The sequence below is a fragment of the Frigoribacterium sp. Leaf186 genome (assembly GCF_001423905.1).
Lineage (GTDB): Bacteria > Actinomycetota > Actinomycetes > Actinomycetales > Microbacteriaceae > Frigoribacterium.
Genome location: NZ_LMPQ01000011.1, coordinates 81869 through 107670, shown reverse-complemented (window position 1 = coordinate 107670; position 25802 = coordinate 81869). Strand labels below are relative to the sequence as shown.

At 73.0% G+C, this 25802-nt stretch carries 27 protein-coding genes; 11 read left to right on the top strand and 16 right to left on the bottom strand.

Annotation, left to right across the window (positions count from 1 at the left end; genetic code table 11):
- Positions 1–214 precede the first annotated feature (214 nt).
- Positions 215–781: a MarR family winged helix-turn-helix transcriptional regulator gene (locus tag ASG05_RS12120; protein WP_056261120.1), complete on the top strand. Its 567-nt coding sequence runs from the start codon at positions 215–217 to the stop codon at positions 779–781.
- 188 nt (positions 782–969) lie between these two features.
- The gene (locus tag ASG05_RS16420; RefSeq protein ID WP_157490217.1) at positions 970–1140 is read left to right on the top strand and encodes a hypothetical protein; all 171 of its coding nucleotides are present in this window, start codon (positions 970–972) and stop codon (positions 1138–1140) included.
- 117 nt (positions 1141–1257) lie between these two features.
- Here the strand turns inward: ASG05_RS16420 and ASG05_RS12115 are convergent, their stop codons facing one another.
- Positions 1258–2118, bottom strand: coding sequence for a site-specific DNA-methyltransferase (locus tag ASG05_RS12115; RefSeq protein WP_056261116.1), 861 nt, complete (start codon positions 2116–2118; stop codon positions 1258–1260).
- A 71-nt stretch (positions 2119–2189) separates the two neighbouring features.
- On the opposite strand from ASG05_RS12115, the gene ASG05_RS12110 reads away from it, so the two are divergent.
- Positions 2190–2474, top strand: a complete 285-nt coding sequence (locus ASG05_RS12110; RefSeq protein WP_056261111.1) for a GNAT family N-acetyltransferase — start codon at positions 2190–2192, stop codon at positions 2472–2474.
- Between the two features lie 73 nt (positions 2475–2547).
- Here the strand turns inward: ASG05_RS12110 and ASG05_RS12105 are convergent, their stop codons facing one another.
- The 8 genes from ASG05_RS12105 to ASG05_RS12070 form a co-directional block, all read right to left on the bottom strand.
- The gene (locus ASG05_RS12105; protein ID WP_056261106.1) at positions 2548–3597 is read right to left on the bottom strand and encodes a biotin/lipoate A/B protein ligase family protein; all 1050 of its coding nucleotides are present in this window, start codon (positions 3595–3597) and stop codon (positions 2548–2550) included.
- A 9-nt stretch (positions 3598–3606) separates the two neighbouring features.
- Positions 3607–4482 carry an alpha/beta hydrolase gene (locus ASG05_RS12100; protein WP_056261103.1) on the bottom strand — a complete coding sequence of 292 codons (876 nt, stop codon included), beginning with the start codon at positions 4480–4482 and terminating at the stop codon, positions 3607–3609.
- Positions 4483–4589: 107 nt separating this feature from the next.
- A complete protein-coding gene (locus ASG05_RS12095) occupies positions 4590–5147 on the bottom strand; it encodes a PepSY domain-containing protein (protein WP_056261099.1) in 558 nt (185 codons plus the stop codon).
- A 282-nt stretch (positions 5148–5429) separates the two neighbouring features.
- Complete coding sequence (locus ASG05_RS12090; protein WP_056261096.1) at positions 5430–7064, bottom strand: HAMP domain-containing sensor histidine kinase; 1635 nt, start codon at positions 7062–7064, stop codon at positions 5430–5432.
- Positions 7057–7734: a response regulator transcription factor gene (locus ASG05_RS12085; RefSeq protein ID WP_056261090.1), complete on the bottom strand. Its 678-nt coding sequence runs from the start codon at positions 7732–7734 to the stop codon at positions 7057–7059. Before ASG05_RS12085 ends, ASG05_RS12090 begins: the two co-directional genes overlap by 8 nt.
- A 151-nt stretch (positions 7735–7885) precedes the next feature.
- Complete coding sequence (locus ASG05_RS12080) at positions 7886–8638, bottom strand: SDR family NAD(P)-dependent oxidoreductase (RefSeq protein WP_056261087.1); 753 nt, start codon at positions 8636–8638, stop codon at positions 7886–7888.
- Between the two features lie 135 nt (positions 8639–8773).
- Positions 8774–9193, bottom strand: a complete 420-nt coding sequence (locus ASG05_RS12075) for a VOC family protein (RefSeq protein ID WP_056261082.1) — start codon at positions 9191–9193, stop codon at positions 8774–8776.
- Between the two features lie 139 nt (positions 9194–9332).
- The gene (locus tag ASG05_RS12070) at positions 9333–10559 is read right to left on the bottom strand and encodes a multidrug effflux MFS transporter (RefSeq protein WP_056261077.1); all 1227 of its coding nucleotides are present in this window, start codon (positions 10557–10559) and stop codon (positions 9333–9335) included.
- An 89-nt stretch (positions 10560–10648) separates the two neighbouring features.
- On the opposite strand from ASG05_RS12070, the gene ASG05_RS12065 reads away from it, so the two are divergent.
- A complete protein-coding gene (locus tag ASG05_RS12065; protein ID WP_056261074.1) occupies positions 10649–11101 on the top strand; it encodes a MarR family winged helix-turn-helix transcriptional regulator in 453 nt (150 codons plus the stop codon).
- Positions 11098–12507 carry an MFS transporter gene (locus ASG05_RS12060; protein WP_082486747.1) on the top strand — a complete coding sequence of 470 codons (1410 nt, stop codon included), beginning with the start codon at positions 11098–11100 and terminating at the stop codon, positions 12505–12507. The genes ASG05_RS12065 and ASG05_RS12060 overlap by 4 nt, the downstream gene beginning before the upstream one ends.
- A gap of 126 nt (positions 12508–12633) precedes the next feature.
- On the opposite strand, the gene ASG05_RS12055 is transcribed toward ASG05_RS12060, so the two are convergent.
- Both ASG05_RS12055 and ASG05_RS12050 read right to left on the bottom strand, forming a co-directional pair.
- Positions 12634–13668, bottom strand: a complete 1035-nt coding sequence (locus ASG05_RS12055) for a YdcF family protein (protein WP_056261069.1) — start codon at positions 13666–13668, stop codon at positions 12634–12636.
- A 171-nt stretch (positions 13669–13839) separates the two neighbouring features.
- Positions 13840–14673 (bottom strand): hypothetical protein, encoded by an 834-nt coding sequence (locus tag ASG05_RS12050; RefSeq protein WP_082486746.1) that lies wholly within the window; start codon positions 14671–14673, stop codon positions 13840–13842.
- A 173-nt stretch (positions 14674–14846) separates the two neighbouring features.
- Here ASG05_RS12050 and ASG05_RS12045 point away from each other — a divergent pair, with 173 nt between their 5' ends.
- Both ASG05_RS12045 and ASG05_RS12040 read left to right on the top strand, forming a co-directional pair.
- A complete protein-coding gene (locus tag ASG05_RS12045; RefSeq protein WP_056261064.1) occupies positions 14847–15938 on the top strand; it encodes a hypothetical protein in 1092 nt (363 codons plus the stop codon).
- 56 nt (positions 15939–15994) lie between these two features.
- Positions 15995–16852: an endo alpha-1,4 polygalactosaminidase gene (locus ASG05_RS12040; RefSeq protein ID WP_056261062.1), complete on the top strand. Its 858-nt coding sequence runs from the start codon at positions 15995–15997 to the stop codon at positions 16850–16852.
- A 46-nt stretch (positions 16853–16898) separates the two neighbouring features.
- On the opposite strand, the gene ASG05_RS15990 is transcribed toward ASG05_RS12040, so the two are convergent.
- The 5 genes from ASG05_RS15990 to ASG05_RS12020 form a co-directional block, all read right to left on the bottom strand.
- Positions 16899–17102, bottom strand: a complete 204-nt coding sequence (locus tag ASG05_RS15990) for a helix-turn-helix transcriptional regulator (protein ID WP_369814058.1) — start codon at positions 17100–17102, stop codon at positions 16899–16901.
- An 8-nt stretch (positions 17103–17110) separates the two neighbouring features.
- Positions 17111–17509 carry a hypothetical protein gene (locus ASG05_RS12035; RefSeq protein ID WP_056261060.1) on the bottom strand — a complete coding sequence of 133 codons (399 nt, stop codon included), beginning with the start codon at positions 17507–17509 and terminating at the stop codon, positions 17111–17113.
- 219 nt (positions 17510–17728) lie between these two features.
- The gene (locus ASG05_RS12030) at positions 17729–18574 is read right to left on the bottom strand and encodes a transglutaminase family protein (protein ID WP_056261647.1); all 846 of its coding nucleotides are present in this window, start codon (positions 18572–18574) and stop codon (positions 17729–17731) included.
- Positions 18571–19497, bottom strand: a complete 927-nt coding sequence (locus ASG05_RS12025; protein ID WP_056261059.1) for an alpha-E domain-containing protein — start codon at positions 19495–19497, stop codon at positions 18571–18573. Before ASG05_RS12025 ends, ASG05_RS12030 begins: the two co-directional genes overlap by 4 nt.
- Positions 19491–21245 (bottom strand): circularly permuted type 2 ATP-grasp protein, encoded by a 1755-nt coding sequence (locus ASG05_RS12020; protein WP_082486744.1) that lies wholly within the window; start codon positions 21243–21245, stop codon positions 19491–19493. Before ASG05_RS12020 ends, ASG05_RS12025 begins: the two co-directional genes overlap by 7 nt.
- A 189-nt stretch (positions 21246–21434) precedes the next feature.
- Between ASG05_RS12020 and ASG05_RS12015 the strand changes: the two genes are divergently transcribed.
- From ASG05_RS12015 to ASG05_RS12000, 4 genes are all read left to right on the top strand, one after another.
- Positions 21435–21647: a hypothetical protein gene (locus tag ASG05_RS12015; RefSeq protein ID WP_056261057.1), complete on the top strand. Its 213-nt coding sequence runs from the start codon at positions 21435–21437 to the stop codon at positions 21645–21647.
- Between the two features lie 142 nt (positions 21648–21789).
- Complete coding sequence (locus tag ASG05_RS12010; RefSeq protein ID WP_056261055.1) at positions 21790–22059, top strand: GlsB/YeaQ/YmgE family stress response membrane protein; 270 nt, start codon at positions 21790–21792, stop codon at positions 22057–22059.
- Positions 22060–22214: 155 nt separating this feature from the next.
- Positions 22215–22955 carry an aminoglycoside 3'-phosphotransferase gene (locus ASG05_RS12005; protein ID WP_056261053.1) on the top strand — a complete coding sequence of 247 codons (741 nt, stop codon included), beginning with the start codon at positions 22215–22217 and terminating at the stop codon, positions 22953–22955.
- A 131-nt stretch (positions 22956–23086) separates the two neighbouring features.
- Positions 23087–25802, top strand: a 2716-nt coding sequence (locus tag ASG05_RS12000) for a phosphoenolpyruvate carboxylase (protein WP_056261644.1), incomplete at its 3' end; no start/stop codon positions are given.

Here is a 25802-nt window from a genome sequence, read left to right as displayed (position 1 = left end):
GCGTGCGGCCTTTTCTCGTCACGGGACGCCCCACCGAATCGATCCCTGCGTGAAGCTCCGTTCGACACGGCGGGACGCCTCTGCCCACGCGAGGCGGACGCTCTGAGCCTAGAACTCGGCCCCGCCTGCGGACAGGGGTTGACAGATCGAGAAATGCCCGATCAGCCCCTGGATTCTAGCTAGACGACCTAGCGACATGGGCTACACTCGGCCCATGCCCGATCAGCACGCCACCGCCGCGCCCTTCGATGCGTCCGGTTACTGGTACAGCAGCAGCTCCGAAGAACGCGGCGTCACCGTGCTGAACACCCTGCGTGCCTACCGTGCCGCCGAGGTCGCCATGCGGGCCCGCACCCGCAAGTCGATGAAGATGAACGACACCGACCTCGCCGCGTTGCGGTTCTTGTTGAGGGCCCAACGTCGGGGTGAGAGCGTCAGTGCGAAAGAACTGGCGACGCAGCTGAAGATCACCTCCGCCTCGACCTCGGTGCTGATCAACCGGCTCGAGGCGAGCGGGCACGTGCTGCGCCATCCGCACCCGACCGACAAGCGAGGCGTGCTGCTGACCGCCACCGGTGAGTCGAACTCCGAGGTGCGCGACACGATGGCCGCGATGCACGCCCGCATGATCTCGACCGCCGAGTCGCTCGACCCCGACCAGGCCGCCGTCGTCGTGGGCTTCCTGCAGCGCATGACGGCCGCGATCGAGATCGACGACCACCACGTCGACGGCGAGGGCGAGCCGGCCACGATCACCGCGGCGGGCGACGCGACCTCCTGACCCGCGCCTCCCGGGGGCCTCGCGGGCTGCCGCTAGCCGCTGTGCGAACAGCTGGTGAACTCACTAGATCGGCTAGACGTCGCGTGACAGGCTGACCGCACGACGCCGGTTCACGGCGGCGTCGTGACCGTCAGAAGCACCACCACCGTTCAGCCAGGCACCGCAGGGGTGCCGGAGACGAGCCGGACATGACCACGATCGACGTCGCTCGCAGCGACCGCCCGTCCACGCGCAGCACCTTCTCGGAGGTGCGCGACACCGCCCGCCAGCGGACGCTCGCCGTCATCGCGACGGCCGCGACCGGGGCCAGCGTCAGCCTGGTCGCCGCCCTGCTGCTCGCCCTCGGGGTGGTCCGATGAGCAGCGCCGCGGCGGGCCTCTCGGCCCAGCAGATGCAGGGCCTCACGCACGAGCAGCTCGTGTCGTTCGTCCGTGGCTCGGTCACGACCGTCGTTTCGGCCGCCGGCCTGCACGCCGTCAGATCGACTCGACCCGCGCCGACGGCAACCGCCTGCGCATGACGTCCACTGCCTCGTCGTTGCTGTCGACGAGCAGGTAGCGCCGCCCCAGCGCCTCGGCCACGGCTCCGGTCGTGCCGCTGCCGGCGAAGAAGTCGAGCACCCAGTCGCCCTCGCGACTGGACGCCTGCACGATGCGTCGCAGCACCCCCTCGGGCTTCTGGGTCGGGTAACCGGTCTTCTCGCGGCCCGTCGGCGAGACGATCGTGTGCCACCACACGTCGGTCGGCAGCTTGCCCCGGGCGACCTTCTCGGGCGTCACGAGGCCCGGCGCCATGTAGGGCTCGCGGTCGACGCTCGTGGAGTCGAAGTGGTACCTCTTCGGGTCTTTGACGTAGACCAGGATCGTGTCGTGCTTGGTCGGCCAGCGGTTGCGACTCTTCGCGCCGTAGTCGTAGGCCCAGATGATCTCGTTCAAGAAGCAGTCGCGCCCGAACAGGGCATCGAGCAGCACCTTCGCGTAGTGGGCCTCGCGGTAGTCGAGGTGCAGGTAGAGCGTGCCGTCGGCCGCGAGCAGCCGCCACGCCTCGGCCAGGCGCGGCTCGAGGAACGACCAGTAGTCCTCGAACCGGTCGTCGTAGCCCATCAGGTCGCCGCGGATGCGCTCGTACTGCACGCCCTTGAAGCCCGTCACCGAGGTGACGGAGTCCTCGGCGCTGCGCACCGACGTCGTAGACCGGCGCCGTTGCTGCCGCCCGGTGTTGAACGGAGGGTCGAGGTAGACGATCGTGAACCCGCCGTCGGGCAGCCGGGCCGTCACGTCGAGGTTGTCGCCGTGGACCACGAGGCTCGGGGAGGCGCTGGTCCAGTCGAGGGGCATCCGTCCATTCTGCTGCCTGCCGGGCACCGACACGTGCCCGATTCGCGACCGGGGGCGCGTAGCGTGTCGGGATGACCACCGAGGTAGAGAACCGTCCCACCCAGAACCAGTACGCCCTCGTCGAGGACGGCGAGACCGTCGGCTTCGCGGCCTACGACGTCGTCGGCCACGAGATTCGCTTCACCCACACCGAGATCGAGCCCAGCCGCCGGTCGGCCGGCCTCGGCGCGCAGCTCGTGCAAGGCGCCCTCGACGACGTCCGCGCGAACACCGACCTGAGGGTCGTGCCGCTCTGCCCGTTCGTGGTCGACTTCGTCGAGGACCACGTCGACTACCGCGAGCTGCTCGACCGCTGAGCGCGGCCCGGCCGCCCACCACGGCCTGGCCGCCGAGGAGGCGCGGGTCGCCTCGTCGGCGAGCGTCTCGCCCTCAGGGCACGCGCGCCAGCCACTCGGGCGTGGCGAACTTCGAGGTGACGAGCTGCTCGGCCTTCTCGAGCTCGGCCTCGGTGACGTGGCCCTCGGTCGCCCCGTAGAGCCCGGTAAAGGTCTGCTTCAGGCGCTCGATGATCTCGGCGCGGGGCAAGCCCGTCTGGCTGCGCAGCGGGTCGACGCGCTTGGCCGCGCTGGTCGTGCCCTTGTCGCTCATCTTCTCGCGCCCGATGCGCAGCACCTGCACCATCTTGTCGCCGTCCATGTCGTACGACATCGTGGCGTGGTGCAACAGGGCGCCGTTGCCGAGCCGCTTCTGCGCGGCCCCGCCGATCTTGCCCTTGGCGCTCGTGATGTCGTTGAGCGGCTGGTAGAACGCGTCGATGCCGAGCGACTTGAGGGCGGTGATGACCCACTCGTCGAGGTAGGCGTACGAGTCGGCGAAGCTCATGCCCTGGACGAGCTCGCCCGGGGCGTAGAGCGAGTAGGTGACGATCGACTGGGCATCCATGAACATGGCGCCGCCACCGCTGATGCGCCGGACGACCTCGAAGCCGTGCGCCGAAGCGGCGTCGAGGTCGACCTCGTTCTTCAGCGACTGGAAGCTGCCGATCACGACGGCGGGCTGGTCCCACTCCCAGAAGCGCAACGTCGGTCCACGCCGACCGGCGCCGACCTCTTCGGTGAGCACCTGGTCGAGGGCGAGGTGGAGGTTGGGCGAGACGGGGGCGTCGTGCACGATCTGCCAGTCGTAGTCGCGCCAGTCGGTGGCCTTCGAGAGGCTGCGGCGGACGGCCACGGCGATGGCCTCGGGCGTGAAGCCGAGCAGGACGGCGTCGCTCGGCAGGCCCTGCCTGATCGCCGCGGTGATGGTGGCGGCGTCGGACTCGACCGGCAGGCCGTTGACCGCCCGGTCGATGGCGTCGAGCGCCGTGTCGGGCTCGAGGAAGAAGTCGCCCGCGAGCCGGAACCCGGCGATGCGGCCCTCTCTCACGTCGAGGTCGACGACCACGAGCTTTCCGCCTGGGACCTTGTACTCACCGTGCATGGGGGCAGCCTATGCCCGCTGCCCGACGCGCTCGTCGAGCCATCGCACCAGGTCGGCCACCACCTCGTCGCGGTTGGTCTCGTTGAAGACCTCGTGTCGGGCACCGTCGTAGACGATCAGCTCGACCTCGCTCAGCCGGCTGCGGTTCACGTAGGCGTCGGCGAGCTTGCGGGCGCTCTGCTCGCCGCCGAGGGTGTCGTCGCTGCCGACCAGGATCAACACGGGCGGGTCGGCGTCGAGCGACCGCGACGGTCGACCGAACAGGCGCAGGGCGTCGCGGTAGCCGAACAGGTCGACGACCGTCGCGACGGTCATCAGGGGGTCGGCCTCGGCGCGCGCGACCACGTCGCGGTCGCGGCTGAGCCACTCGTACCCGGTGCCGCCTTCGTGGGCGTGCCTCTTGTTGAGGTCGCCGCCGTTCATGCTGCCGGGCACCCGGTACGCGGTGCCGCTCAACACGACGGCGTCGAAGAGCGACGCCCGGCGGTCGACGATCTTCTGCACCATGAGCGAGCCCCACGAGTGCCCCAGCCCGACGAGCGGCAGGCCCGGGTTCTCGGCGCGGGCGATGCCCGCGAGCTGGACGACCTCGGCGATCGTGCCGCGGAGGCCCGACGGCCCGAGCCGCCCGAGCTTCGCGTGGTCGCCGTCCCACTGGCCGAGGCCGGTCTCGCCGTGCCCCAGGTGGTCGTCGGCGTAGACCGTGTAGCCGGCCCGCACGAGGTCGTTCGCCAGCCGCTCGTAGCGCAGCGCGTGCTCGGCGACGCCGTGCGCGAGCTGGACGACGCCCCGCGCCGACGCGGCACGCCAGACGTAGTAGTGGACCGTGACGCCGCCGGCGTCGACGAAGGTGAAGTCGCCTCGGGCGGCGGAGAAGGTGGGCATGGGTCGAGTCTTCCACCCGGCCGGGGGGTTCTCCCCCACGACGCCGGGACGGGCCGCCCCCTCGCGGGTGGCGGCCCGTCGTGACGCCGGGTCGGTCGGGGGTCGGCTCAGTGGTCGTCGTCGCGGCCGTGGTCGTCGTCGTCGTCATCGTGGTCGCGGCCGTGGTCGTCCGCCACGGGGGTCGGCGTCGCCGCCGAGCCGAACGCGTCGTCGACCGCCACGGGCGTGGGCGTCGATCCGGCCGAGTCGTCGCCGACCACGGGCGTCGGGGTCGCCGACGGGCCGGACGAGTCGTCGTCCGACGACGAGCCGTCGTCCGACCCGTGGGCCGGCGTCGTCACCGACCGCGACGAGTCGTCGTCGACGCGGCTCGACGTGACGCCGTAGTCCCCGTCGAGCAGCACCTTCGCCTCGCGGCCGTCGGGCAGCACGACCTCGACCTCGTAGCCGACGAGCCCGTCGTCCAGGGTGTCGACCTCGGTGACGGTGCCTCCGCCGGTCTCGGCGAGCGCCGCCTCCTGCGCCCGGTCGCGGGTCTGCGTCGACACGCGGTCGTCGTCGAGGCCCGAGGCCACGGCCACGCCACCGCCGCCGAGGACGAGCACGCCGGCGATGCCTCCGGCGATCAGCAGGGACTTCTTCGTGGTGAGGGCGTTCTTCAGCATGGTTCGCTCCGTTCGTGGGGCCGCGGGGCGGCCGGTCGAGTGCTCTGTCGAGCTGGTGACCACACCCTCTCGACCGGGCCCTGAAGCCGTGCTGAAGCCACCTGAAGAACCGTTCAGGAGGCGCGGGTCGGCCCGGTCGCGCGCCCCCGACCCGGCACACCGCCTTTCGTGCACCGCACCGCGTCTCGACCCGGTGCCGTGCACGAAACGCGGTGCTCGGCGGGGCGGGGCAGGGCTGGGCCGGGCCGGGCGGGGCGTGGCCGGGCGGGGCGGGGCGCCCCGTCAGGCTGCGCCGCGCGGCAGCGTCACCACGAAGCGGGCACCACCGAGGGGCGAGGCCGTGACCGACACCGCGCCTCCGTGGACGCGGACGATCTCGCGCACGATGGCGAGCCCGAGCCCGCTGCCGCCCGAGTCGCGGGCACGCGCCTCGTCGAGCCGCACGAAGCGCTCGAACACCCGCTCGCGGTCGACCTCGGCGACGCCCGCGCCGTCGTCGTCGACGATCAGCTCGACGCGTCCGTCGCGCTCGGCCAGGGCGACCGCGACCCGGGACTCGGCGTGGCGGGCGGCGTTGGCCACGAGGTTGTGCACGACCTGGCCGAGCAGGCCCTCGTCGCCGTCGACCCGGGCGGGGCCCACGGCGGTCGCGTCCACGCCGAGCGGGCCGCGGCCGGCGACCGGTGGGGCATCGCGCAGCCGGGCCGTCTCGGCGAGCACGAGGTCGTCGAGGTCGACCGGCCGTCGGGTCACGCCGAGGGCCCCCTCGTCGGCCCGCGCGAGGACCAACAGGCCCTGCACGAGCGCCGTCAGCCGCGCCTCCTCACCGAGGACGGTGCCGGCCAGCGCGACGCCGTCGATGCTGCCGGGGTGCCGCAGGGCGACCTCGGCGTGCTGGCGGATCGTCGCGAGCGGGGTCTTCAGTTCGTGCGAGGCATCGCCGACGAAGCGCCGCTGGGCCGTCGCCGACGAGTCCAGCCGGTCCAGCATGCCGTTCAGGGTGTGGGCGAGGCGGGCGATCTCGTCGCTGCCGCCGGGGTCGGGCAACCGGTGCGACAGGCTCTGCGCCGTGACGGAGTCGACCTCGCGCCGCATCGACTCGACCGGGCGGAGGGCCCGGCCGACGACCAGCCACGTGGTGACCCCGAGCACCAGCAGTGCCACGGGGATCGCGATGCCGAGTGTGACGAGGCTGGCCGAGGAGGCGGCGCTCGCCTCACCGAGGGAGCGCGCGGCCACGACGGCGTACTCGGTCGTGACCGTCTCGACGGGCGCGGTGGACGCCTGTGGGCTCGCCGACGCGTCGTCGGAGGCCGAGCCGCCGTCGGAGTCGCCACCGGAGTCGTCGCCCGAGTCGCCACCGGAGTCGTCGTCCGAGCCTGAGCCGCCGTCGGAGTCGTCGTCGGTCGCCTCGGACGGAGTCGGCGTCGGGGTCGTCTCGGGCACGACGGGGGTCGGCGTCGACGTGCTCTCGACGCCGACGTCCTGACGCTCGACCACGAACTCGTCGCCGTCGAGGCTCACGCGCTCGCCCGAGGCGGCCGACCCGATCGACGAGGCGAGGCCCGTGAGGTCGTCGTCGCCGCCCGAGGCGAGCACCCGTCCGGACGCGTCGGTCACGACGACCAGGGACCCGTCGGCCTCGCCCACGACGGCGACGGCCGGGGACGAGCCGATGGCGAGGGCCGACACGGCCCGGTCCACGTCGGCCGAGGCGGCCTGGCGCGGGGCGTCGGCGAGGACGGCCTGCTGCACGAGCGCGAAGACGAGGGTGAACGCCCCGAGGGTCAGGGCGACGGCGAGCACGGCCGCGCCCGTGATGCGGGACCGCAGCGACGCCCGTCGCGCCCGGCCCGGCCTGCCGCCGACGGTCGGGGCAGGGCCGGTGACGCGGTCGCGGACGGCTCGCTCAGCCACCCCGCGCCTCCAGACGGTAGCCCGCCCCGCGCAGCGTGACGATGGCCTCACGGCCGAAGGGCCGGTCGACCTTGTTGCGCAGGTGCCGGACGTAGACCTCGACGATGTTGGGGTCGCCCTCGAAGTCGTCGTTCCAGACGCCGTCGAGCACCTCGCGCTTCGTGACCACGCTGCCCGCGTGCCTCATGAGGAACTCGAGGACGGCGAACTCGCGGCTGGTCAGCTCGACCTCGACGTCGCCACGGTGGACGCTGCGCGAGGCGGGGTCGACGCGCAGGTCGCCGGCCTCGAGCACGACCGGGCGTTCACGGGCGCCGCGGCGGACCAGGGCGCGCAGCCGCGCGAGCAGCACGGCGAACGAGAACGGCTTGGTCAGGTAGTCGTCGGCACCGGTGTCGAGGGCCTCGACCTGATCCCACTCGCCGTCCTTGGCGGTCAGCATGATGACGGGCGTCCAGTCGCCGCCCTCGCGCATCGCCCGGCAGACGGCGTAACCGCTCAGGCCGGGCAGCATGATGTCGAGGACGACCACGTCGTAGCTGCCCTCGCGCGTCCGCCAGAGCCCGTCGGTGCCGGTCGCCGCGACGTCGACCGCGATGCCCTCGGCCTCGAGCCCGAGCCGCAACCCCTCGGCCAGGGTCGCCTGGTCCTCGACGACGAGCACGCGCACGGTGGCCCTCCCTCAGCCGCGCGGGGTGCGCGTCGTGCCCATCATGGCGGGCGAGCGCTGAAGCGGGGCTGAAGCGGGCGGGCAACGGGGCTGGGGCCGGCAGGAGGCGCGGTGCGGGGATGCCCGCACCGCGCCTCCTCGGGTCGTCGCGTCAGCGCGCCGAGTAGCCGCCGTCGACGAGGTGGTAGCTGCCCGTGACGAACGACGCGTCGTCGCTCAGCAGGAACAGGACGAGGGCCGAGACCTCGGCGTCGGTGCCCAGGCGGCCGGTGGCGTGCTGCGACTCGAGGTACGAGAGGGCGTCGCCGTCGAGGGACGCGCGCACGAGGGGGGTGTCGATGAAGCCGGGGCCGACGGCGTTGGTGCGGACGCCCCGCGCCGAGTACTCGAGCGCCGCGACCTTGGTCAGGCCGACCAGGGCGTGCTTGCTCGCGACGTAGGCCGCGTTCTGGGCGATGCCCACCGAGCCGAGCACCGAGCTCATGTTGACGATCGCGCCGCCGCCGGCCTCGACCATCGCGGGCAGCTGGTAGCGCAGGCCGTAGAAGACGCCGTCGAGGTCGACCGAGCGGACCCGGTCCCAGGCGGCGATGTCGTAGTCGCCGATGTCGGCGGCCGGGGCACCGATGCCGGCGTTGTTGACGGCGAGGTGCAGCGCGCCGTACGTGGTCTTGGCGAACTCGACGGCCGCCTCGGACTGATCGGGCTTCGCGGTGTTCTGCTCGAAGGCCACGGCCGTGCCGCCCGCGGCGACGATCTGGTCGACGACGCCCTGCGCCGCGTCGAGCTTGATGTCGGTGACGACGACCGAGGCGCCCTCGGCCGCCAGGGAGCGCGAGATCGCGGCGCCGATGCCGCTGCCTCCGCCGGTGACGAGTGCCGTCTTGTCGCTGAACCGTGCCATGATGCGTGCCTTCCTCGATCGGGGCCGACCGTCGGGGCCGGTCGGGCTCGTCGACGAGCCCGCCTGCGAACATACGCCCGCATGCACTTGCGGGCAACACGTGTCGTTTTTGTCGGGAGCCGCCCCGCGCGCGGTTCAGGCCGCGGCGCCGCCGATGTTGACCATCCAGTGCTGGCCGTACCGGTCGTCGACCATGCCGAACGAGTCGCCCCACGGCGCCTGGGCCAGGGGCTCGTGCACGGTGCCGCCCTCGGCGAGCGCCGCGAACCAGCCGGTCAGCTCGTCCGCGTCGTCGGGACCGCCGAAGAGCGACAGCGACAGACTGCTCGCCTCCTCGAGCGGGACCGAGTCGGGTCGGTCGGCCCCCATCACGAGCAGGCCCGACGGTGTCTGCAGCTGAGCGTGCATGACCTTCTCGGCCTCGGCGGGCGTGCCGACGCCGAACTCGCCGTAGGTGCTGAAGGTCGGGCTGCCGCCGAACACCGACGCGTAGAAGTCGAAGGCCTCGCGCGTCTGGTCGCGGAACGCCAGGTACGGGGTGAGTTGCACGGTCACGGTGTCCTCCTCGGGTCGCGGCGCCGGTCGACGTCGAGCCCAGGGTGGCACCGCGACGCCCGGCGCACCACCCCCTGTCGACCGCAGGAGGCGCGGGTCGCGTCGGCGGGCCACGGTCGCCGGGGTCCGGTGGCCGGGCTCAGGTCGCGGGGCTGCCGCCTCGCGACGACGCCCACGCCTGCACGGCGAGCCCGGCGGCGATGAAGCCGAGCATCAGCGCGCCCATGACGACGGCGGTGCCGCCGAGCGCTCCGGCGAGCGGGGTCGCCGCCCCGCCGAGCCCGAACTGCAGGCCGCCGGCGAGCGCGGCGGCGGTGCCGGGCGCCCGGTGGCCGAGGGCCTGCGTCAGCGTGATCGACCCGGGGATGACCCACCCCCAGCCCGCCGTCACGAGCGCCAGCGCCGGCCAGATCAGCGCCGGTCCGAGACCGGTCAGCGCCCCGACGAGCACGAGGGCCGAGCCGACCGTGCAGGTGACGAGCCCGGCGGTGAAGAGGTGGTCTTCGGCGAAGCGCCCCACGAGCCGACGGAACACGAGGGTCGAGGCGATCATGCACGACGCGTTCGAGGCGAAGACGAGCGTGTAGAGACCCTCGCCGAAGCCGTACTGCTCTTGGAAGACGAACGACGACGTCGCGATGTACGAGAAGAACCCGATGGTCGCCGCGCAGCCCGTCACGAGGTACCAGCGGAACCTCGGCATCGCCAGCAGGGTGCCCATCCGACGCAGCGAGGCGAGCAGCGAGCCCGCACCCGGCTCGGGGTCGACGAGCGTCTCGGGCAGGCGACGTGCGGCGGCCCAGGTCAACCCCGCCCCGAGCACGGCCAGGACGACGAACGTCGCCCGCCAGGTCGACACCGACAGCACGACGCCGCCGACGAGCGGGGCGACCACCGGCCCGACGGCGTTGATCGCCGCGAGCGTCGCGAAGAGCCGGCTGCGCACCAGACCCGTCGTCGAGTCCCCCACCATGGCGCGGGCCGCCACCGAGCCCGCCGCACCGCCGAGCCCCTGCGCGACGCGCGCGACCACGAGGGTTGCCGCGTCGGGGGCCACGGCGCAGGCGATCGAGGCGAGGGCGAACAGCAGCGTCCCGCCCAGCAGGACGCGCCTCCTGCCCCGTCCGTCGCTGACCGGGCCGATCACGATCTGACCGACGGCGAACGCGACCAGGAAGGCCGTGAGGCTGAGCTGCACCTCGGCCGTCGTGGCGCCGAGGTCGCGCGCGATCGCCGGCAGGGCGGGGATGTACATGTCGGTCGCGAACGGCGAGATGCCCACGATGAGCGCCACCGTCAGCACGGACCCCCGCCCGGACAGCCAGGAGGGGCGGCTCGGCTCGGTCGGGACGTCGTCGTCGCTCATCGGCCCGAGCCTAGGCGCACGCCGCCCGCCCGCCCGCCCGGTCGACCAGACGTTTACTTAGCCGAACTAAACGAGTATCGTGGCCCGCGATGACCGACTCCGCCCCTCCCGCCTCCCGGGCCCTCCCCCACGCCCAGCTCGCCACCGACGTCCGCGGGGCCGTGCTGCGCCTCGCCCGTCGCCTGCGGCAGCAGAAGGCCGACGCCGACGTCACGGACGCGCAGATGGCCGCACTCGGCTACGTCGTGCAGAACCAACCGCTGACGATCGGGGCGCTGACGGCGCACGAGGGCGTGACTCCCCCGTCGATGAACCGCACCGTCGGCAAGCTCGTCGACGCCGGCCTGCTGCGCCGCACCGTGGACGACGACGACAAGCGGAGGGTGCTGCTCGAGACCACCGAGGCCGGGGCCGCGTTCGTCTTCGAGACGCGCCGACGACGCGACGAGTGGCTGCTGCCCCGCCTCTCGGCCCTGACCGCCGACGAACGCCGCACCCTGGCCGAGGCCACCGACATCTTGCGGAAGCTGACCCGCTCGTGACCGCGATGTTCCGCAGCCTGTCGCTGTTCAACTACCGCCTCTGGTTCGCCGGTGCCCTCGTCTCGAACGTCGGCACCTGGATGCAGCGCACGGCGCAGGACTGGCTCGTCCTCACCGACCTGACCGACAACGACGCCACGGCCCTCGGCATCACGATGGCCCTGCAGTTCGCCCCGCCGATCCTGATGGTGCCGATCACCGGGCTGATCGCCGACCGCTTCGACCGTCGACGCCTGCTGATGGTCACGCAGCTGAGCATGGGCCTGCTCGGGCTCGGCCTGGGCCTGCTCGTGCTGACCGACAGCGTGCAGCTCTGGATGGTCTACCTCTTCGCACTGCTGCTCGGCGTGGCCGCCGCGATCGACGCCCCCGTGCGGCAGAGCTTCGTGTCCGAGCTCGTCCCTCCGGGGCACCTCACCAACGCCGTCAGCCTCAACTCGGCCTCGTTCAACGGTGCGCGCCTGGTGGGCCCCGCGGTCGCCGGCGTCCTGATCGCGACGATCGGCACCGGGTGGGTCTTCGTCATCAACGCCGGGTCGTTCGCCGCCGTGCTGCTGTCGCTGCGCTTCATCCGCGTCGCCCAGCTCGAACTGAAGCCGGCCGTGTCGCGGGCGAAGGGGCAGATCCGCGAGGGGTTCCGCTACGTGCGGTCACGGCCCGACCTGGTCGTCGTGTTCGTCATGGTCTTCGTCATCGGCACCTTCGGCCTCAACTTCGCGATCTTCACCTCGACCATGGCGAGCGTCGAGTTCGGCGTGGACGCCAGCGGGTTCGGCCTGCTGTCGTCGTCGATCGCGGTGGGCTCGCTGGTCGGCGCCCTGCTCTCGGCCCGACGTGAGAAGCCCCGCTGGCGGATGCTCGTCACGGCCGCCCTCGCCTTCGGCGTGACCTGCCTCGTCGCGGCGATCATGCCGACGTACTGGAGCTTCGCAGCCGTCCTGGTCACCGTGGGGCTCGCGTCCATCACGCTGATGACGACCGCCAACGCCACCGTGCAGCTCACGACGGCACCGCGCATGCGCGGCCGCGTCATGGCGCTCTACATGGCGGTCTTCACCGGCGGCACCCCGCTCGGCGCCCCGGTGGTCGGCTGGGTCGCGAACGTCGCCGGCCCACGCTGGGCGATCGGGGTCGCGGCGGCGTCGGGCTTCGTGGCCGCCGGGGTCGCGATCGCGTGGCTCGTGCGCGGGCAGCACCTGCGCGTCCGACGCGTCCACGACGGCGAGCCCGACCCCGTGACCGGTGCCCTGCCGCTGCTCGGCGCCGGCCGGTTCCACTACCGCCTGCAGCACGACGGCGACGGAGCGGCCGCGCGGGTCCGCGACGCCGCGGCGGTCGCCCGCGAGCGGGACGAGGCCGCAACCGAGCTCGCCGTCGACGAGGGCACCGCGACCCGCCCCTCCTGACGGCACGGACGCGAGGCGGGCGAAGCCGTCGTGCACGGGCGTCCGCGACGGACCGCCCCGCACGAACACGCCAGCGTCCGGTCGCCCAGGAGGCGCGGCGCGGGGCCCCGACGCCCGTCGCGTCGGTCAGACCCGCGTGTAGACCAGCAGCGACGCGAGCAGCACCACGAACGGTGCGACGAAGAGCAGGTTGAGCAGCTTGTGCTCGACCATGACGGCGACCCACTCGCGCAGGAAGGCGCTCGGCACGTAGTACGCGGCCGTCGGCGACCCGACGACGTCGGCGCTGCTGCCCGTGTCGCGGGCGAGCAGCGCAGCCCGCAGCACGTGGTAGTTGTTCGTCACGACGAGGGTCGGTCCGGTGCGACCGGCGTCGGTGAGCACCCGGCCCGACAGCACGAGGTTCTCACGGGTCGAGCGCGACTCGGTCTCGGGGTGCACGTCGGCCGGGTCGGCCCCCTGGGCGATCAGGTACTCGGCCATGGCCGCGCCCTCGGGCCGCGGTTCGTCGGCCCCCTGCCCGCCCGAGGGCACGAGCACCGGACGACGCACCCCGTCGGGGGTGGCCCGGTAGATCGCGAGGGCCCGGTCGAGGCGGCTGCGCAGCAGCGGCGGCACCTCGCCCCGGATCAACCCGGACCCGAGCACGATCAAGGCGTCGGGCTGCTCACGCACCCGGGGCCGCGCGTAGACCAGCGACCAGAGCGTGAACGCGGCGAAGGTGAGGGCGGCGTACCCGGTCACGAAGACGACGACGACGCCCAGCCCGAAGGTGACGTCCTGCAGCGCGGGCACGCTCGAGCGTCGACCCGTCTCGACGAGCACGACGACCACGAACGGCACGCCGATCAGCGCGACCCCGACGAGCAACGAGAGGAGGTTGCCGAGGCTGCGCCCCTCGGACCGCAGCATCGTCACGCCGTTGGCGATCGCGAAGACGGCCAGTGCGAGCACCAGGACGGGGACGAGCACCGCGGCGACCACGAACACGAACACGAGGGGCGGGAAGGCCGCGACGAGCAACCCTGACAGGGCCACGACCGCGAAGCCGCCGGCCATCAAGAGGAACACGCCGTTGCGGAACCGCCGGGCGTCGCGTCGCCGGGACGCCACGAAGAGCAGGAAGAAGACGAGGGCGATGCCGGCCGAGATCGCGGTCATGGCCCGAGGCTACCGTCGCGAGGCCTCCGTCGTCGCGAGCCCGCGGTCGTCGCGAGCCCCCTGCTGTCGCGAGGCCCCTGCCGCGGTCAGACCCCAGGAAGCCGCTCGGACCCCCGTGCGCGCGGTGGGGTCTCGGCGACATCGTGGGGTCTCACGACGTGAGCCGCGCGGTCAGCGGTCGAAGAGGTTGCCGAGGCCGGGGATCTGGAACCCCTCGCCGAGGCTGCCGAGCTGGTCGCCCAGCCCGCCGACCTGATCGCCCAGCCCGCCGACCTGGTCGCCCAGCCCGCCGAGGTACTCCTCGCCGCCGGCGGTGAGGCCGTCGAGCCCCTCGAAGCCGAACCCGTTCGTCAGCTGGTCGAAGTCGATGCCCGAGGCCACCGCGTCACCCAGCAGGGGCAGGGCGACGCTGCTGACGGCGGCCGCACCGGCCACGGCCACGGCGAGGCCTGCGACGCCGGCCACGCCCGCACCGACCGCGGCACCCGCCGCGACCTTGCCGCCGGTGCTGCCGAGCACGCGCTTCATCAGCCCGGGGTGGGTGGTCTCGCCCCGGGTCGCCGCCCGCGCGAGGTCGGCGGGTTCGCTCGACGCCGGTCGCTCGCCCGCGGGCACCTCGGCACTCAGCCGGGCGAGCACCTGCTGTCGCTGCTCGGGCGTGAGCCGCTCGAACGCGTCACGGTGCACCTGCTCGAGCTGCTGCGGCGGCGCCGTCTGCAGCAGGTAGTCGTACTTGGCCAGGGCGGCACGGTCGGCCGCCGACCCCTGCGGAGCGTGGCCACCGGTGGCCGGACGCCCGGCATCTCGCTGCGGGGAGCCGTACCCGCCCTGCGGGGCCTGCTGCCCACCCTGCCGGTCGTCGCCGGTCACCTTGTCGGAGACCTTGCGCACCATGTCGCGCCAGTCGGTCGATCCGCCGGACGCGCCACCGCGGCCGGACGAAGAAGAAGAAGAGTTGCCGAGCGCACGCGCGGCGGCACCCAGGAGACGGTCGAAATTGGCCATGACCCGATCCTCCCGGCCCGACATCCGAAGAGCCCCCGCAGAAGCCGAGCATCGCCCGGGAGCGGCGCGTCCTGCACCACGGGTTACGGTCGAGCCGCCGTCGGGGTTACATTCGCAGGGGACACACGCCCGGATCGACCGTCGGCGAGCCGTCCCCCGCCAGGAGGTGTCGCATGGGCAAGGCAGCAGTCACGGGCTGGATCGCGCTGGCCATGCTGGTCTCCGGCGCCGCCCTCGTCATGGCCGCGACCTTCCGGTTGGCGAGCGTGGGGCTGTTCTCTGGCGGGTTCATGCCGCTCGGCGAACTCGACTTCGTCACGGTCGGCATCTGCCTGCTCGGCGCCGCCCTCGCCGTCGGCGGCATCGCCGTCGCCCTCGTCGGCCTGGCCGACCGCGTCCTCGGAGCCCTCCCCCAGGACGAACCCGAACGGGCCCCGGCCGTCGAGCGCCCTGCGCCCGCGACGACCGCATCGACCCCCCGGGAGGCGCGGGTCACGCCCGCAGGACGCCCCGCGGTCACCGCGGCGCTCGCGTCCGCCCCCGCGGTCGCCGTCGCCGCCGCGCCGACCCGCACCCTCCCGACCTCGGCCCTTCCGACCTCCGCCGTCCCGGCCTCCGCGACCGTGGCGGCTCCCGCGCACGGGCCCGATGAGACCACCACGACCGCTGCCGTCGATCCCGCTCCGGCCGGGCCCACTCTCGGCGAGCGACTGCGGCCCGCCCTGTCGACCGCCGCCGCCCACGTCGTCGCCGCGGCCCACGCCGTCGGCGACGCCCTCACCCGTGCCGGCCGGGCCACCGCCCGCGCCGTCCGACGTGCCTCGCGGGCGACCGTGGCCTGGGTCCGTCGCACCGCCCCCGTCGTCGCCGCCTGGTTCCGCACGACCGGCGGCACGGTCGCGACCCACGCCCGACCGGCCGCCCGCTCGACCTGGGACGGCGTGCGCCACGGCGGTCGGGCCACCGCGGCCGGAGCCGTCGTCGCCGCCCGGGCCACGGGCGCGACCGCACGCCGCGCCTCGTCGGCCGCCGCCGCGCGGGCACGCGAGAACGCCCGCACGCTCGCCGCCTCGCGCGCCGCCGCGCGGCAGGCCGAGCTCGACCGAGAGTCGGCTCGCGAGGCCGCCCGCCTCGACTTCCTGACCTCGCGCCGGACGCCGGTCACGACGCCCACGACGCCCACCGAGGCCGCCGCCGCCCTGGCCGGCCCGGTCGACGCCGCCGTCGGCGAGCGCGAGGCCGCCCCGCTCACGCACTCCGCCTGACGTCGAGGCCGCTCTCCCGTCGCGGGCCCGCCCCCGGGCTCGCCTAGGCTCGCGGCATGCGCGCACCCCTCGGACTCGTCGGCCTCGTCGTCCTGGGCCTGGCCCTGACGGGGTGCACGGCCGACGGGGCCAGGGCCGGTGGACCGGCCGCGCGCGCCTCCTCGTCGTCGCCCTCGACGGCCGACGGCGTCGAGCTGCCGCCCGAGGGCGCCCGCTTCGACTACCAGCTGGGAGGCGCGTCACCCGTCCCCGACGGAGCCACCGTCGTCGCCCGCGACAGCACCGACGACCCCGCCGCCGGTGCGTACGACATCTGCTACGTGAACGGGTTCCAGACCCAGCCGGGCGTCGAGTGGCCGGACGACCTGCTCGTGCGGACGGCCGACGGCGAGCCGCTGGTCGACCCGGGCTGGCCCGACGAGCACCTGTTCGACCTGTCGACCGACGCGGTCCGGCAGGCCGTCGCCGAACGGCAGGCGTCGACGATCGACGACTGCGCCGAATCGGGCTACCGGGCGGTCGAGTTCGACAACCTCGACTCGTGGACGCGGTCCGACGGCGCCTTCGGTGAGGACGACGCGGTCGCCTTCGCCACCCTGCTCGTCGCCCGGGCGCACGCCGCCGGGCTGGCCACGGCGCAGAAGAACACCGCCGACCTCGGCACCCGGGGGCGTGACGAGATCGGCTACGACTTCGCGGTCACCGAGGAGTGCGACCGCTACGACGAGTGCGCCGCCTACACCGACGTCTACGGCGGCCTCGTGTTCGACGTCGAGTACACCGACGACCTGCGCGGCTCGGCCGCGACGGTCTGCGCTCGGGTCGACGCCCTCGACCCGGCACCCTCGACGATCGTGCGCGACCGCGACCTGGTGCCGGCCGACGACCCGGCCCACACCTACACGGCCTGCTGACCCGCGCCTCCTGCGCCGTGAATCGAGACGGTGGCGGTTTTGCTGGTCAGCCAGGCGAATGCCCCCCTGCGTCTCTCACGTCGAAGACAGCCTCCACGTCGACGTCGAGCGCATCAGCGATGGCGAACGCCAGGACAAGTCCAGGCGTGTGCCGTCCCTTCTCGATTGAATGGATGGTCTGACGCGACACCCCAACCAGCGAAGCCAGATCTGCCTGCGTCAGACCAGCCCTCGCTCGGAGACGTGCCACGTCGTTCTTCACGCTGCGAGCCGTGCGGACAGCAGGTAGCGCGCCCAGAAGTCCGTGATTCCGACGACGGTGACCCAGAGCACTGCCAGCGAGGCCGGCATCCAGCTCCCTGACGACAGCAAGAGCAGACCCGACGCGGGAAGGACGACCAGGAGGTCGGCGAAGGTGCGGGTCGCGGCTCTCTGCACCAAGTGAGCCTCCAGCCCGGATGGGGCGTTCGTCCGAGATCGATTCCTGGCTCGTCGCGCGACGAGGCCTACGGAGATGATCGCGAGGAAGAGCATGCCGAAAGCCGTCACCCTTCCGACCTGGGACCAGATTCCTGGCCCTGAGGCGCTGACGCCGAAAGCCAGGACCATGGCGAGGATCGCTGCGGCGGGAATCGAATAGGGGATGTGAGTTCGCATGACCGTCTCCTTGACCGTCGAGTGCCGGATCCCTGCGGCACGACCATTCGACCGCATTCGATCAAGGCATGTCAAGCTTGCTTGTCATGCTGACCCGCAGCACCCGCTGCACCCGCGCTCTCGGCACCGCGTTTCGTGCACCACACCGCGACGAGACACGGTGCGCTGCACGACACGCGGTGCGGCGGCGCGCAGGTCGGCGCGCAGGCCGGCGCGGCCCTACGCCTCGCGGGTGATCTCGACCGTGACGAACAGCTCGCTGTTCGACGAGCCGGCGTAGACCCCGCGCAGCGGCGGCACGTCGCGGTAGTCGCGGCCCTGGCCGACGACGACGTGCCGTTCGCCGATGTCGATCAGGTTGGTCGGGTCGTAGCCGTGCCAGGTGCCGCAGAAGAACTCGACCCAGGCGTGCGACTCGCCCGTGACCGTCTCGCGCAGCTCGGCCGACGGCTTCGGGTGCAGGTAGCCGCTGACGTAGCGTGCGGGGATGCCGGCCGCGCGCAGCGCGCCCACGGTGACGTGGGCGATGTCCTGGCAGACGCCGGCCCGGGCGGCCCACGACTCGGCGGCCGTGGTCTTCACGTTGGTGACGCCCGGCAGGTACCGCACCGCGCCTCCCACGGTCTCGCAGATCGCCATCGCGGCGGCGCACGGGTCGGCGTGCGCCGCGCGGGCGTCGGTGCCGACCATCGCGAGGTCGGCGGGAGGCGCGGTGAGGGGCGTCTGCTCGAGGTGCTCGACGAACGAGGTGCTGGCCCCCGCCACCGCCGTCAGGTCGGCCCACGAGATCGTCTCGGACGGGTGGGCCTGCGGACGCACCTCGACGAGCGAGGTCGCGGTCAGCGAGAGCTGCCGGTGCGGCAGCAGCACCTCGAACGACGACACCCGGGTGCCCCAGTAGTCGACGTACTCGTGCGAGGCGGCGACCGGCTCGATGCGCAGGTGCGACGAGAGGACGAACTGGCCCTCGGTGTGCGCGGGCAGCATGCGCGCCTCGTTGTAGCTCGCGACGGCCTCGCCCTGGTACGAGAACCCGGTGACGTGGCGGATGCGCAGCCGGCTCACGACCGCTCCCCCACCCACGTCGGCGCCGCGCTCGTCGGGAAGTACCTTTGGCGGATCGCCTCGGACGCGGCGCTCGTGGCGGCCTGCACGGTGTCCATCTGGCCCGGCAGGTCGTCGAGGATGTCGCCGATCGGCCGGAACTCGAGCTCGCTGCGCATCTGCCCGAGGATGCGCACGCCGCTGTCGGACGCGGCCACCCGGTGCGTCGTCGGCTCGACCTCGCGCAGGCACGATTCGGCCCGGCTGATCGCGAAGAGCACGCTGCGGGGGAAGAGCCGGTCGAGCAGCAGGAACTCGGCGGCGTTGCGGGCGCTCGGCACGCCCCGGTAGGTGCGCAGGTAGGCCTCGTAGGCGCCGCACGAGCGCAGGATCGTCGTCCACGACGGCCCCGACGCCTCGGTCAGCGTGCGGGTCGCCAGCAGCCGGGCGGTCATGTCGGCCCGCTCGATCGACCGGCCGAGGGTGAAGAACTGCCACACCTCGTCACGGCTCGTCGCGCTCTCGATGATGCCGACGGCGAGCGCGCTGCGTTCGCGCACCCAGGCGAAGAACTCGTGCACCTTGTCGTCGGCGACCTTGCGGGGCATGCGGGCCCGCGTCGTGTTGAGGCACTCCCACAGCTCGGTCGAGACGATCTCGCGGGCCCGGCGCGCGTTCTCGCGGGCGGCACCCAACGAGTAGGCGATCGAGGCCGGGTTGTGCCGGTCGACGGCCAGCATCGACAGCACGTCGCCCCGGGCCAGGTCGCCCTCGGGGGCGTCGCTGCCCATCACGGCGAGCAGGCTGCGGCAGGCGACGTCCTCTTCGATCCACGGGTCCTCGAGCAGCAGCTGCAGGTGGACGTCGAGGATGCGCGCCGTGCCGTCCGACCGCTCGATGTACCGGCCGATCCAGAACAGGCTCTCGGCGATGCGGCTCAGCATGATGGCCCTTCGGTCGGGGTGGCTCCGTGATCGTCGACCCGGGACGCAGGAGGCGCGGGTCGGCCTCGTGCCCCCGGCCGCACCTCCTGCGTCTGTTGCTGTTGTGCCTGCTGGTCGTTGCGCGGGTCGTCCTGGGGCGCGTGGTCGGGGCTGTGGTCGGCCGCGGCCGCCGCGGCCTGGGCGGCCTGCTCGGGCGTGATCACCGGGATCGACTCGGTCGGGGTGGTCTGCTCGGCGATGAGCGCGCTGACGTCGTGGCCGGCCCAGGCGTTGACGTCGCCGCCGACGATCCAGGTGTCTTTCGAGCCGCCGCCCTGGCTGCTGTTCACCACGAGCTGCCCCTCGGGCAGCGCGACCCGGGTGAGGCCGCCGGGCAGCACCCACACGTCGTCGCCGTCGTGCACAGCGAAGGGGCGGAGGTCGGCGTGCCGCGGGCGGAGGCCGTCGTGGACCAGGGTCGGGATCGTGCTGAGCTGCACGACGGGCTGGGCGATCCAGCCGCGGGGGTCGCGCTGCAGCTGCGTGCGCAGGTCGTCGAGCTCGCGTCGGCTGGCGGCGGGCCCGACGACGAGGCCCTTGCCGCCCGAGCCGTCGACCGGCTTGACCACGAGCTCGTCGAGCCGGTCGAGCACCTCGTCGAGGGCGCCGGGGTCCTCGAGCCGCCAGGTGTGGACGTTCGGCAGCAGCGCCTCCTCGCCCAGGTAGTAGCGGATCAGCTCGGGCAGGTACGTGTAGACGAGCTTGTCGTCGGCGACGCCGTTGCCGACCGCGTTCGCGATCGTGACCGTGCCGAGGCGGGCGGCCATCAGCAGGCCGGGCGAGCCGAGCACCGAGTCGGCGCGGAACTGCAGCGGGTCGAGGAACTCGTCGTCGACCCGGCGGTAGATCACGTCGACGCGTTCGGGCCCGCCGGTGGTCCGCATGAAGACGCGGCCGCCCGAGCAGTAGAGGTCGCGGCCCTCGACCAGCTCGACGCCCATCAGGCGGGCCAGCAGGGTGTGCTCGTAGTACGCCGAGTTGAAGACGCCCGGCGTCAGCACCACGACGGTCGGCTCGTCGACGCCCGACGGCGCGCTCTTCTTCAGCGCGGCGAGCAGGCGGTTCGGGTAGTCGCCCACCGGGCGCACCCGCATCGAGACGAACAGCTCGGGCAGCGTCTGCGCCATGACCCGACGGTTCGAGATGACGTAGCTGACGCCGCTCGGGACGCGGACGTTGTCCTCGAGCACCCGCCAGGCACCCGCCTCGTCGCGGATCAGGTCGATGCCGCTCACCTGGATGCGCACGCCGTTGGCCGGGTCGATGCCGCTCGCCTGACGGTGGAAGTGGCTCGAGCTCGTGATCAGGCTCGCGGGGATGACCCCGTCGGCGATCGCGGTCTGCGGGCCGTAGACGTCGGCGAGGAACGCCTCGAGCGCTTTGACCCGCTGCTTCACGCCGCGTTCGACGGTGGTCCACTCGGCGTGCTCGACGACGCGGGGCACGGCGTCGAGCGGGAAGGGACGTTCTTCTCCGGCGAAGTCGAAGGTGACGCCCTGCGCCAGGTACGAGTCGGCCAGGGCGGCGGTCCGGCCGCGCAGGTCGTCCTGCGTCATGCCCTCGAGGGTGGCGTGGATGTCGTGGTAGGCCCGGCGGGGCGTGCCGTCGGGCTCGAACATCTCGTCCCACGCCGCAGCGGCCGCCCGTGCCCCGGCCGGCCGGGTCGCACCACCCGTGGTGGTCGCGTATCCCTCGAAGAGCTCACCCATGGCTCGACGCTAGCCAGGAGGTGTTGCCGGGGTGTTTCGGTCGTGCGGCCGGGGCGTGACGACGACCCCGTTGACAGGACAGATGCGAACAACGACACCGCAAGACCAATCCGATTTGTAACAGAGAACTCCCAGGAGGAATAGCGTCACCGGCGAACGACAAGAACGTCCCACCGGGAGGACCACCACATGCGCTTCAAGTACCTCGTCATCGCCGTCATCGCGTTCCTCGCGTACACCTACGGCGCCAAGGCCGGAAAGGGCCGCTACAAGGAGATCAGCAACTTCTTCGGCTCGTTCTGGAACGACCCCAAGGTCAAGAAGGCACGTGCCCAGGCCAAGAAGGACGTCACCAAGGCTCGCAAGGCCGCGGTGAAGAAGGCCCGCAAGGCCGCGCACTAGCCCACTCCCGCCACGAGGCCCGAGAGGACGACCTTCTCGCGGGCCCCACGCATGCGGCCGTGATCACAGACCCCGCTGGCACGCACCCGACCGTCTCAGCAGCAACCGCGCAACCCGCGCACCCAACGAAAAGGAACACATCATGGGCTTCCTCGCCTTCATCCTCCTCGGCCTCATCGCCGGCGCCATCGCCAAGCTCATCCTCCCCGGCCGTCAGGGCGGCGGCTGGATCGCCACCCTCGTCCTCGGTGTCATCGGCGCCCTCCTCGGCGGCTGGATCGGCGGCGCCGTGTTCAACGTCGGCTACGACGGCTTCTTCAGCATCCAGAGCTGGATCATCGCGATCCTCGGCGCGCTCGTCGTCCTCGTGATCTACGGCTTCATCGTCGGCCGCAAGGGCAGCCGCGCGTAAGCAGCTCCCCGCACGCAGGACGGGTCGCCCCCTCGGGGGCGGCCCGTTCCGTCGTTCCTGGGGCGGGGCGTTCCGTCGTTCGCGGGGCGGGGCCTTGCGGCGACGGGGCGGGTCGCTCAGGCGACGGCGACGGGTGCGGGTGCGAGACTCGGGTCATGTGGACGCAGAACCGGCCCGACCCCGACCTCGAGGTGCCGGAGGCGGTGGTCGCGGCCGCGGGCGGTGACACGATCACCGCGGTGTGGCGGAACGACGCCGGCGGCACCACGTACCGCCTCGGCGACGGGCCGACCCGACGCTTCGCGAAGTGGGCTCCGCACGGCAGCGGACTCGACCTGCACGGTGAAGAGATGCGGCTGCGCTGGGTGGTCGAGTTCACCCCGGCCCCACGTGTGCTCGAGATCGGTGGGGACGACGCGGGCGAATGCCTCGTGACGGCGGGCGTCCCGGGGCGCAGCGCCGTCGACCTGCTCTGGGCGGCTGACCCGGCGACCGCCGTGCGAGAGGCGGGACGGGGGCTGAGGCGACTGCACGACGCGTTGCCGGTCGACGAGTGCCCCTTCAGCTGGTCGGTCGACGACCGGATCGCGACCAGCGCGAAGGCCCGCACCGCGCCTCCCGGGCTGGGTGACCCTCCGCCGATCGACCGGCTGGTCGTCTGCCACGGCGACCCGTGCGTGCCCAACACCCTGATCGGCGACGACGGGCTGTGGTCGGGGCACGTCGACTTCGACGCCCTCGGCGTCGCCGACCGCTGGGCCGATCTGGCCGTCGCCACGATGAGCCTCGGCTGGAACTACGGGCCCGGCCACGAGCAGGCCTTCCTCGACGCGTACGGCGTCGCCGACGACCCCGTCCGCACCGAGTACTACCGGGCGCTCTGGGCCGCGACGTGAGTCGCGACGGGCCGCACCAGCCACCCCGAACCGATCACCACGCCACGATGTGGACACCGCGCCACGATTAAACGTGGCGTGGTGCCCACAACGTGGCGTCATACATCGCCCGGGTCGTCCAAGATGGTGCGGTGACCGACATCGACACCACACGACGACACGACGGCAGCCGCGACGACATCAGCGGCGCCGTCGACGGAAGCCTGCGTCAGGACGTCAGCTACCTCGGCAGCCTGCTCGGCCGGGTGCTGCGCGAGTCCGGCGGCGACGAGCTCTTCCGGGCCGTCGAGGACGTCCGCGCGGCCGTCATCGCCGCCTACGAGGGGGCCGACGGCGCGAGCCTCGACGACGCCCAGCGGCTCGTCGACGCGCTCGACCAGGGCACGGCCGAGCAGGTCGCCCGCGCCTTCACCTGCTACTTCCACCTCAGCAACCTCGCGGAAGAGCACCACCGGGTGCGCGTGCTGCGCCGCCGCGGCAGCGAGGCCAGCAGCGCGGGCGACTCGGTCTCGGCGACGCTTCGCCAATTGACCGACGAGGTCGGCGCGGACGAGGCCTCGAAGAGACTCGACGCGCTGCGCTTCCACCCCGTGCTCACGGCCCACCCGACCGAGGCCCGCCGTCGTGCGGTCGCGTCGAGCATCCGCCGCATCAGCGACCTGATGACCGACCGCGACCGGCTCGAGAACGACGTCGCCGTGGCCGAGGCCGAGCGCCGGCTGCTCGAGGAGGTCGACACGCTCTGGCGCACCTCGCCGATCCGCACCACGCGCCCGACCCCGCTCGACGAGGTGCGGACGGCGATGAGCATCTTCGACCAGACGCTGTTCGAGATCGTGCCGCAGGTCTACCGCCTGCTCGACGACCGGCTGCTCGGCGAGGCCGCCGGCCGTGAACCCGCCGTCGCGCCCGCCTTCATGCGCCTCGGCACCTGGATCGGCGGCGACCGCGACGGCAACCCGCACGTCACCGCCGAGGTCACGCGCGCCGCCGCCGACATCGCCGCCGAGCACGTGCTGCTCGGCCTGCACCGGGCCACCACGCGCATCGGCGGCACCCTCACGCTCGACGAGGCCGAGACGCCGGCCTCCGACGAGCTGGTGGCCCTCGCGGAGGCGCAGCGCGGGATGGACGCGGACGTCGCGTCGCGCATCGGCGTGCGCTCACCCCACGAGCTGCACCGCCGCGTGCTGATGTTCGTCGCCGCCCGCATCGACGCCACCCGCCGGGAGGGCGCCGCGCTCGCCTACGGCCACCCCGACGAGCTGCTCGCCGACCTGCGGGTCGTGCAGCAGTCGCTCCGCGCCGCCGGTGCCCACCGCAGCGCGAACGGCGACCTGCAGGGCCTGGTCTGGCAGGTCGAGACCTTCGGCTTCCACCTCGCCGAACTCGAGGTGCGCCAGCACTCGCAGGTGCACCGCACGGCCCTCGCTGAGCTGCGCGCGGCCGACCCGGTCGCGGGTGCGGCGGAGGCGACCGGCGGGGCGCAGACGACCGACGGTGACGTCGAGGCCGACGCCGCGCCTCCTGCCCGCGCCGAGATGACCGACGAGGTGCTCGCGGTGTTCCGCACCATCGCCGACCTGCAGAAGCGCTACGGCGTGCGGGCCGCGTCGCGCTACATCGTGTCGTTCACGCAGTCGTCGGCCGACCTCGCCAACGTCTACGAGCTCGCCGAGCGGGCGATGGGCGACGAGTCGGCCCCCGTGCTCGACGTGATCCCGCTGTTCGAGACGTTCGCCGACCTCGAGGCCAGCACGCGCATCCTCGACGAGGCGCTGCAGACCGAGGCCGTCCAGAAGCGGCTCGCGGCGACCGGCCGTCGCCTCGAGGTGATGCTCGGCTACTCGGACTCGTCGAAGGACGTCGGGCCGGTCTCGGCCACCTTCGCCCTCTACGCCGCCCAGGCGCGCATCGCCGACTGGGCCGCCGAGAACGACATCGAGCTGACCCTCTTCCACGGTCGCGGCGGGGCCCTCGGGCGCGGCGGCGGACCGGCGAACGAGGCCGTGCTGGCCCAGCCGCCGGCGTCGGTCGACGGCCGCTTCAAGATCACCGAGCAGGGCGAGGTCATCTTCGCCCAGTACGGCAACAAGACCATCGCCGCCCGGCACGTCGAGCAGATGGCCGCCGCGACGCTGCTGGCGTCGAGCCCGTCGAACGAGCAGGCCAACGCGACCGCCGCGGACCGGTTCGCCGACGTCGCCGAGACCATGGACGCCGCGTCGCGCGAGGCGTTCTTCGGCCTGGTGAAGGCCGACGGCTTCGCCTCGTGGTTCGCCGCCGTCACCCCGATGGAGGAGGTCGGCCTGCTCGCGCTCGGCTCGCGCCCCGCCCGCCGTGGCCTGTCGGTCGAGTCGCTCGAAGACCTCAGGGCGATCCCGTGGGTCTTCGCCTGGACCCAGGCCCGCATCAACCTCGCCGGCTGGTACGGCCTCGGCTCGGCCCTCGAGGCGGTCGGCGACCTCGACCGGCTGCGTGAGGCGTACGCCACCTGGCCGCTGTTCTCGGCGATGATCAAGAACGTCGAGATGTCGCTCGCCAAGACCGACGAGCACATCGCCCGCGAGTACCTGGCCCTGGCCGACCGCGACGACCTCGCCGGCCGCGTGCTCGACGAGATGGCCCGCACCCGGTCGTGGGTGCTCGCCGTCAGCGGCCACGGCGAGGTGCTCGACGGGCGCCCGGTGCTCAGCCGTGCCGTCCGGCTGCGCTCGCCCTACGTCGACGCCCTCTCGCTGCTGCAGCTGCGCGCCCTCCGCGCCATCCGCGTCGCGGGCGGCGGCGACCCGGCGGACGCCGACCACCGCCTCCTGCTGCTCAGCGTCAACGGGATCGCCGCAGGGC

Bases quoted from the DNA above. Each gene is read 5' to 3' on its own strand.
- ASG05_RS12120 (WP_056261120.1), top strand. From the start codon at position 215: ATGCCCGATCAGCACGCCACCGCCGCGCCCTTCGATGCGTCCGGTTAC.
- ASG05_RS16420 (WP_157490217.1), top strand. From the start codon at position 970: ATGACCACGATCGACGTCGCTCGCAGCGACCGCCCGTCCACGCGCAGC.
- ASG05_RS12115 (WP_056261116.1), bottom strand. From the start codon at position 2,118: ATGCCCCTCGACTGGACCAGCGCCTCCCCGAGCCTCGTGGTCCACGGC.
- ASG05_RS12110 (WP_056261111.1), top strand. From the start codon at position 2,190: ATGACCACCGAGGTAGAGAACCGTCCCACCCAGAACCAGTACGCCCTC.
- ASG05_RS12105 (WP_056261106.1), bottom strand. From the start codon at position 3,597: ATGCACGGTGAGTACAAGGTCCCAGGCGGAAAGCTCGTGGTCGTCGAC.
- ASG05_RS12100 (WP_056261103.1), bottom strand. From the start codon at position 4,482: ATGCCCACCTTCTCCGCCGCCCGAGGCGACTTCACCTTCGTCGACGCC.
- ASG05_RS12095 (WP_056261099.1), bottom strand. From the start codon at position 5,147: ATGCTGAAGAACGCCCTCACCACGAAGAAGTCCCTGCTGATCGCCGGA.
- ASG05_RS12080 (WP_056261087.1), bottom strand. From the start codon at position 8,638: ATGGCACGGTTCAGCGACAAGACGGCACTCGTCACCGGCGGAGGCAGC.
- ASG05_RS12070 (WP_056261077.1), bottom strand. From the start codon at position 10,559: ATGAGCGACGACGACGTCCCGACCGAGCCGAGCCGCCCCTCCTGGCTG.
- ASG05_RS12065 (WP_056261074.1), top strand. From the start codon at position 10,649: ATGACCGACTCCGCCCCTCCCGCCTCCCGGGCCCTCCCCCACGCCCAG.
- ASG05_RS12055 (WP_056261069.1), bottom strand. From the start codon at position 13,668: ATGACCGCGATCTCGGCCGGCATCGCCCTCGTCTTCTTCCTGCTCTTC.
- ASG05_RS12050 (WP_082486746.1), bottom strand. From the start codon at position 14,673: ATGGCCAATTTCGACCGTCTCCTGGGTGCCGCCGCGCGTGCGCTCGGC.
- ASG05_RS12045 (WP_056261064.1), top strand. From the start codon at position 14,847: ATGGGCAAGGCAGCAGTCACGGGCTGGATCGCGCTGGCCATGCTGGTC.
- ASG05_RS12040 (WP_056261062.1), top strand. From the start codon at position 15,995: ATGCGCGCACCCCTCGGACTCGTCGGCCTCGTCGTCCTGGGCCTGGCC.
- ASG05_RS12035 (WP_056261060.1), bottom strand. From the start codon at position 17,509: ATGCGAACTCACATCCCCTATTCGATTCCCGCCGCAGCGATCCTCGCC.
- ASG05_RS12025 (WP_056261059.1), bottom strand. From the start codon at position 19,497: ATGCTGAGCCGCATCGCCGAGAGCCTGTTCTGGATCGGCCGGTACATC.
- ASG05_RS12020 (WP_082486744.1), bottom strand. From the start codon at position 21,245: ATGGGTGAGCTCTTCGAGGGATACGCGACCACCACGGGTGGTGCGACC.
- ASG05_RS12015 (WP_056261057.1), top strand. From the start codon at position 21,435: ATGCGCTTCAAGTACCTCGTCATCGCCGTCATCGCGTTCCTCGCGTAC.
- ASG05_RS12010 (WP_056261055.1), top strand. From the start codon at position 21,790: ATGGGCTTCCTCGCCTTCATCCTCCTCGGCCTCATCGCCGGCGCCATC.
- ASG05_RS12005 (WP_056261053.1), top strand. From the start codon at position 22,215: ATGTGGACGCAGAACCGGCCCGACCCCGACCTCGAGGTGCCGGAGGCG.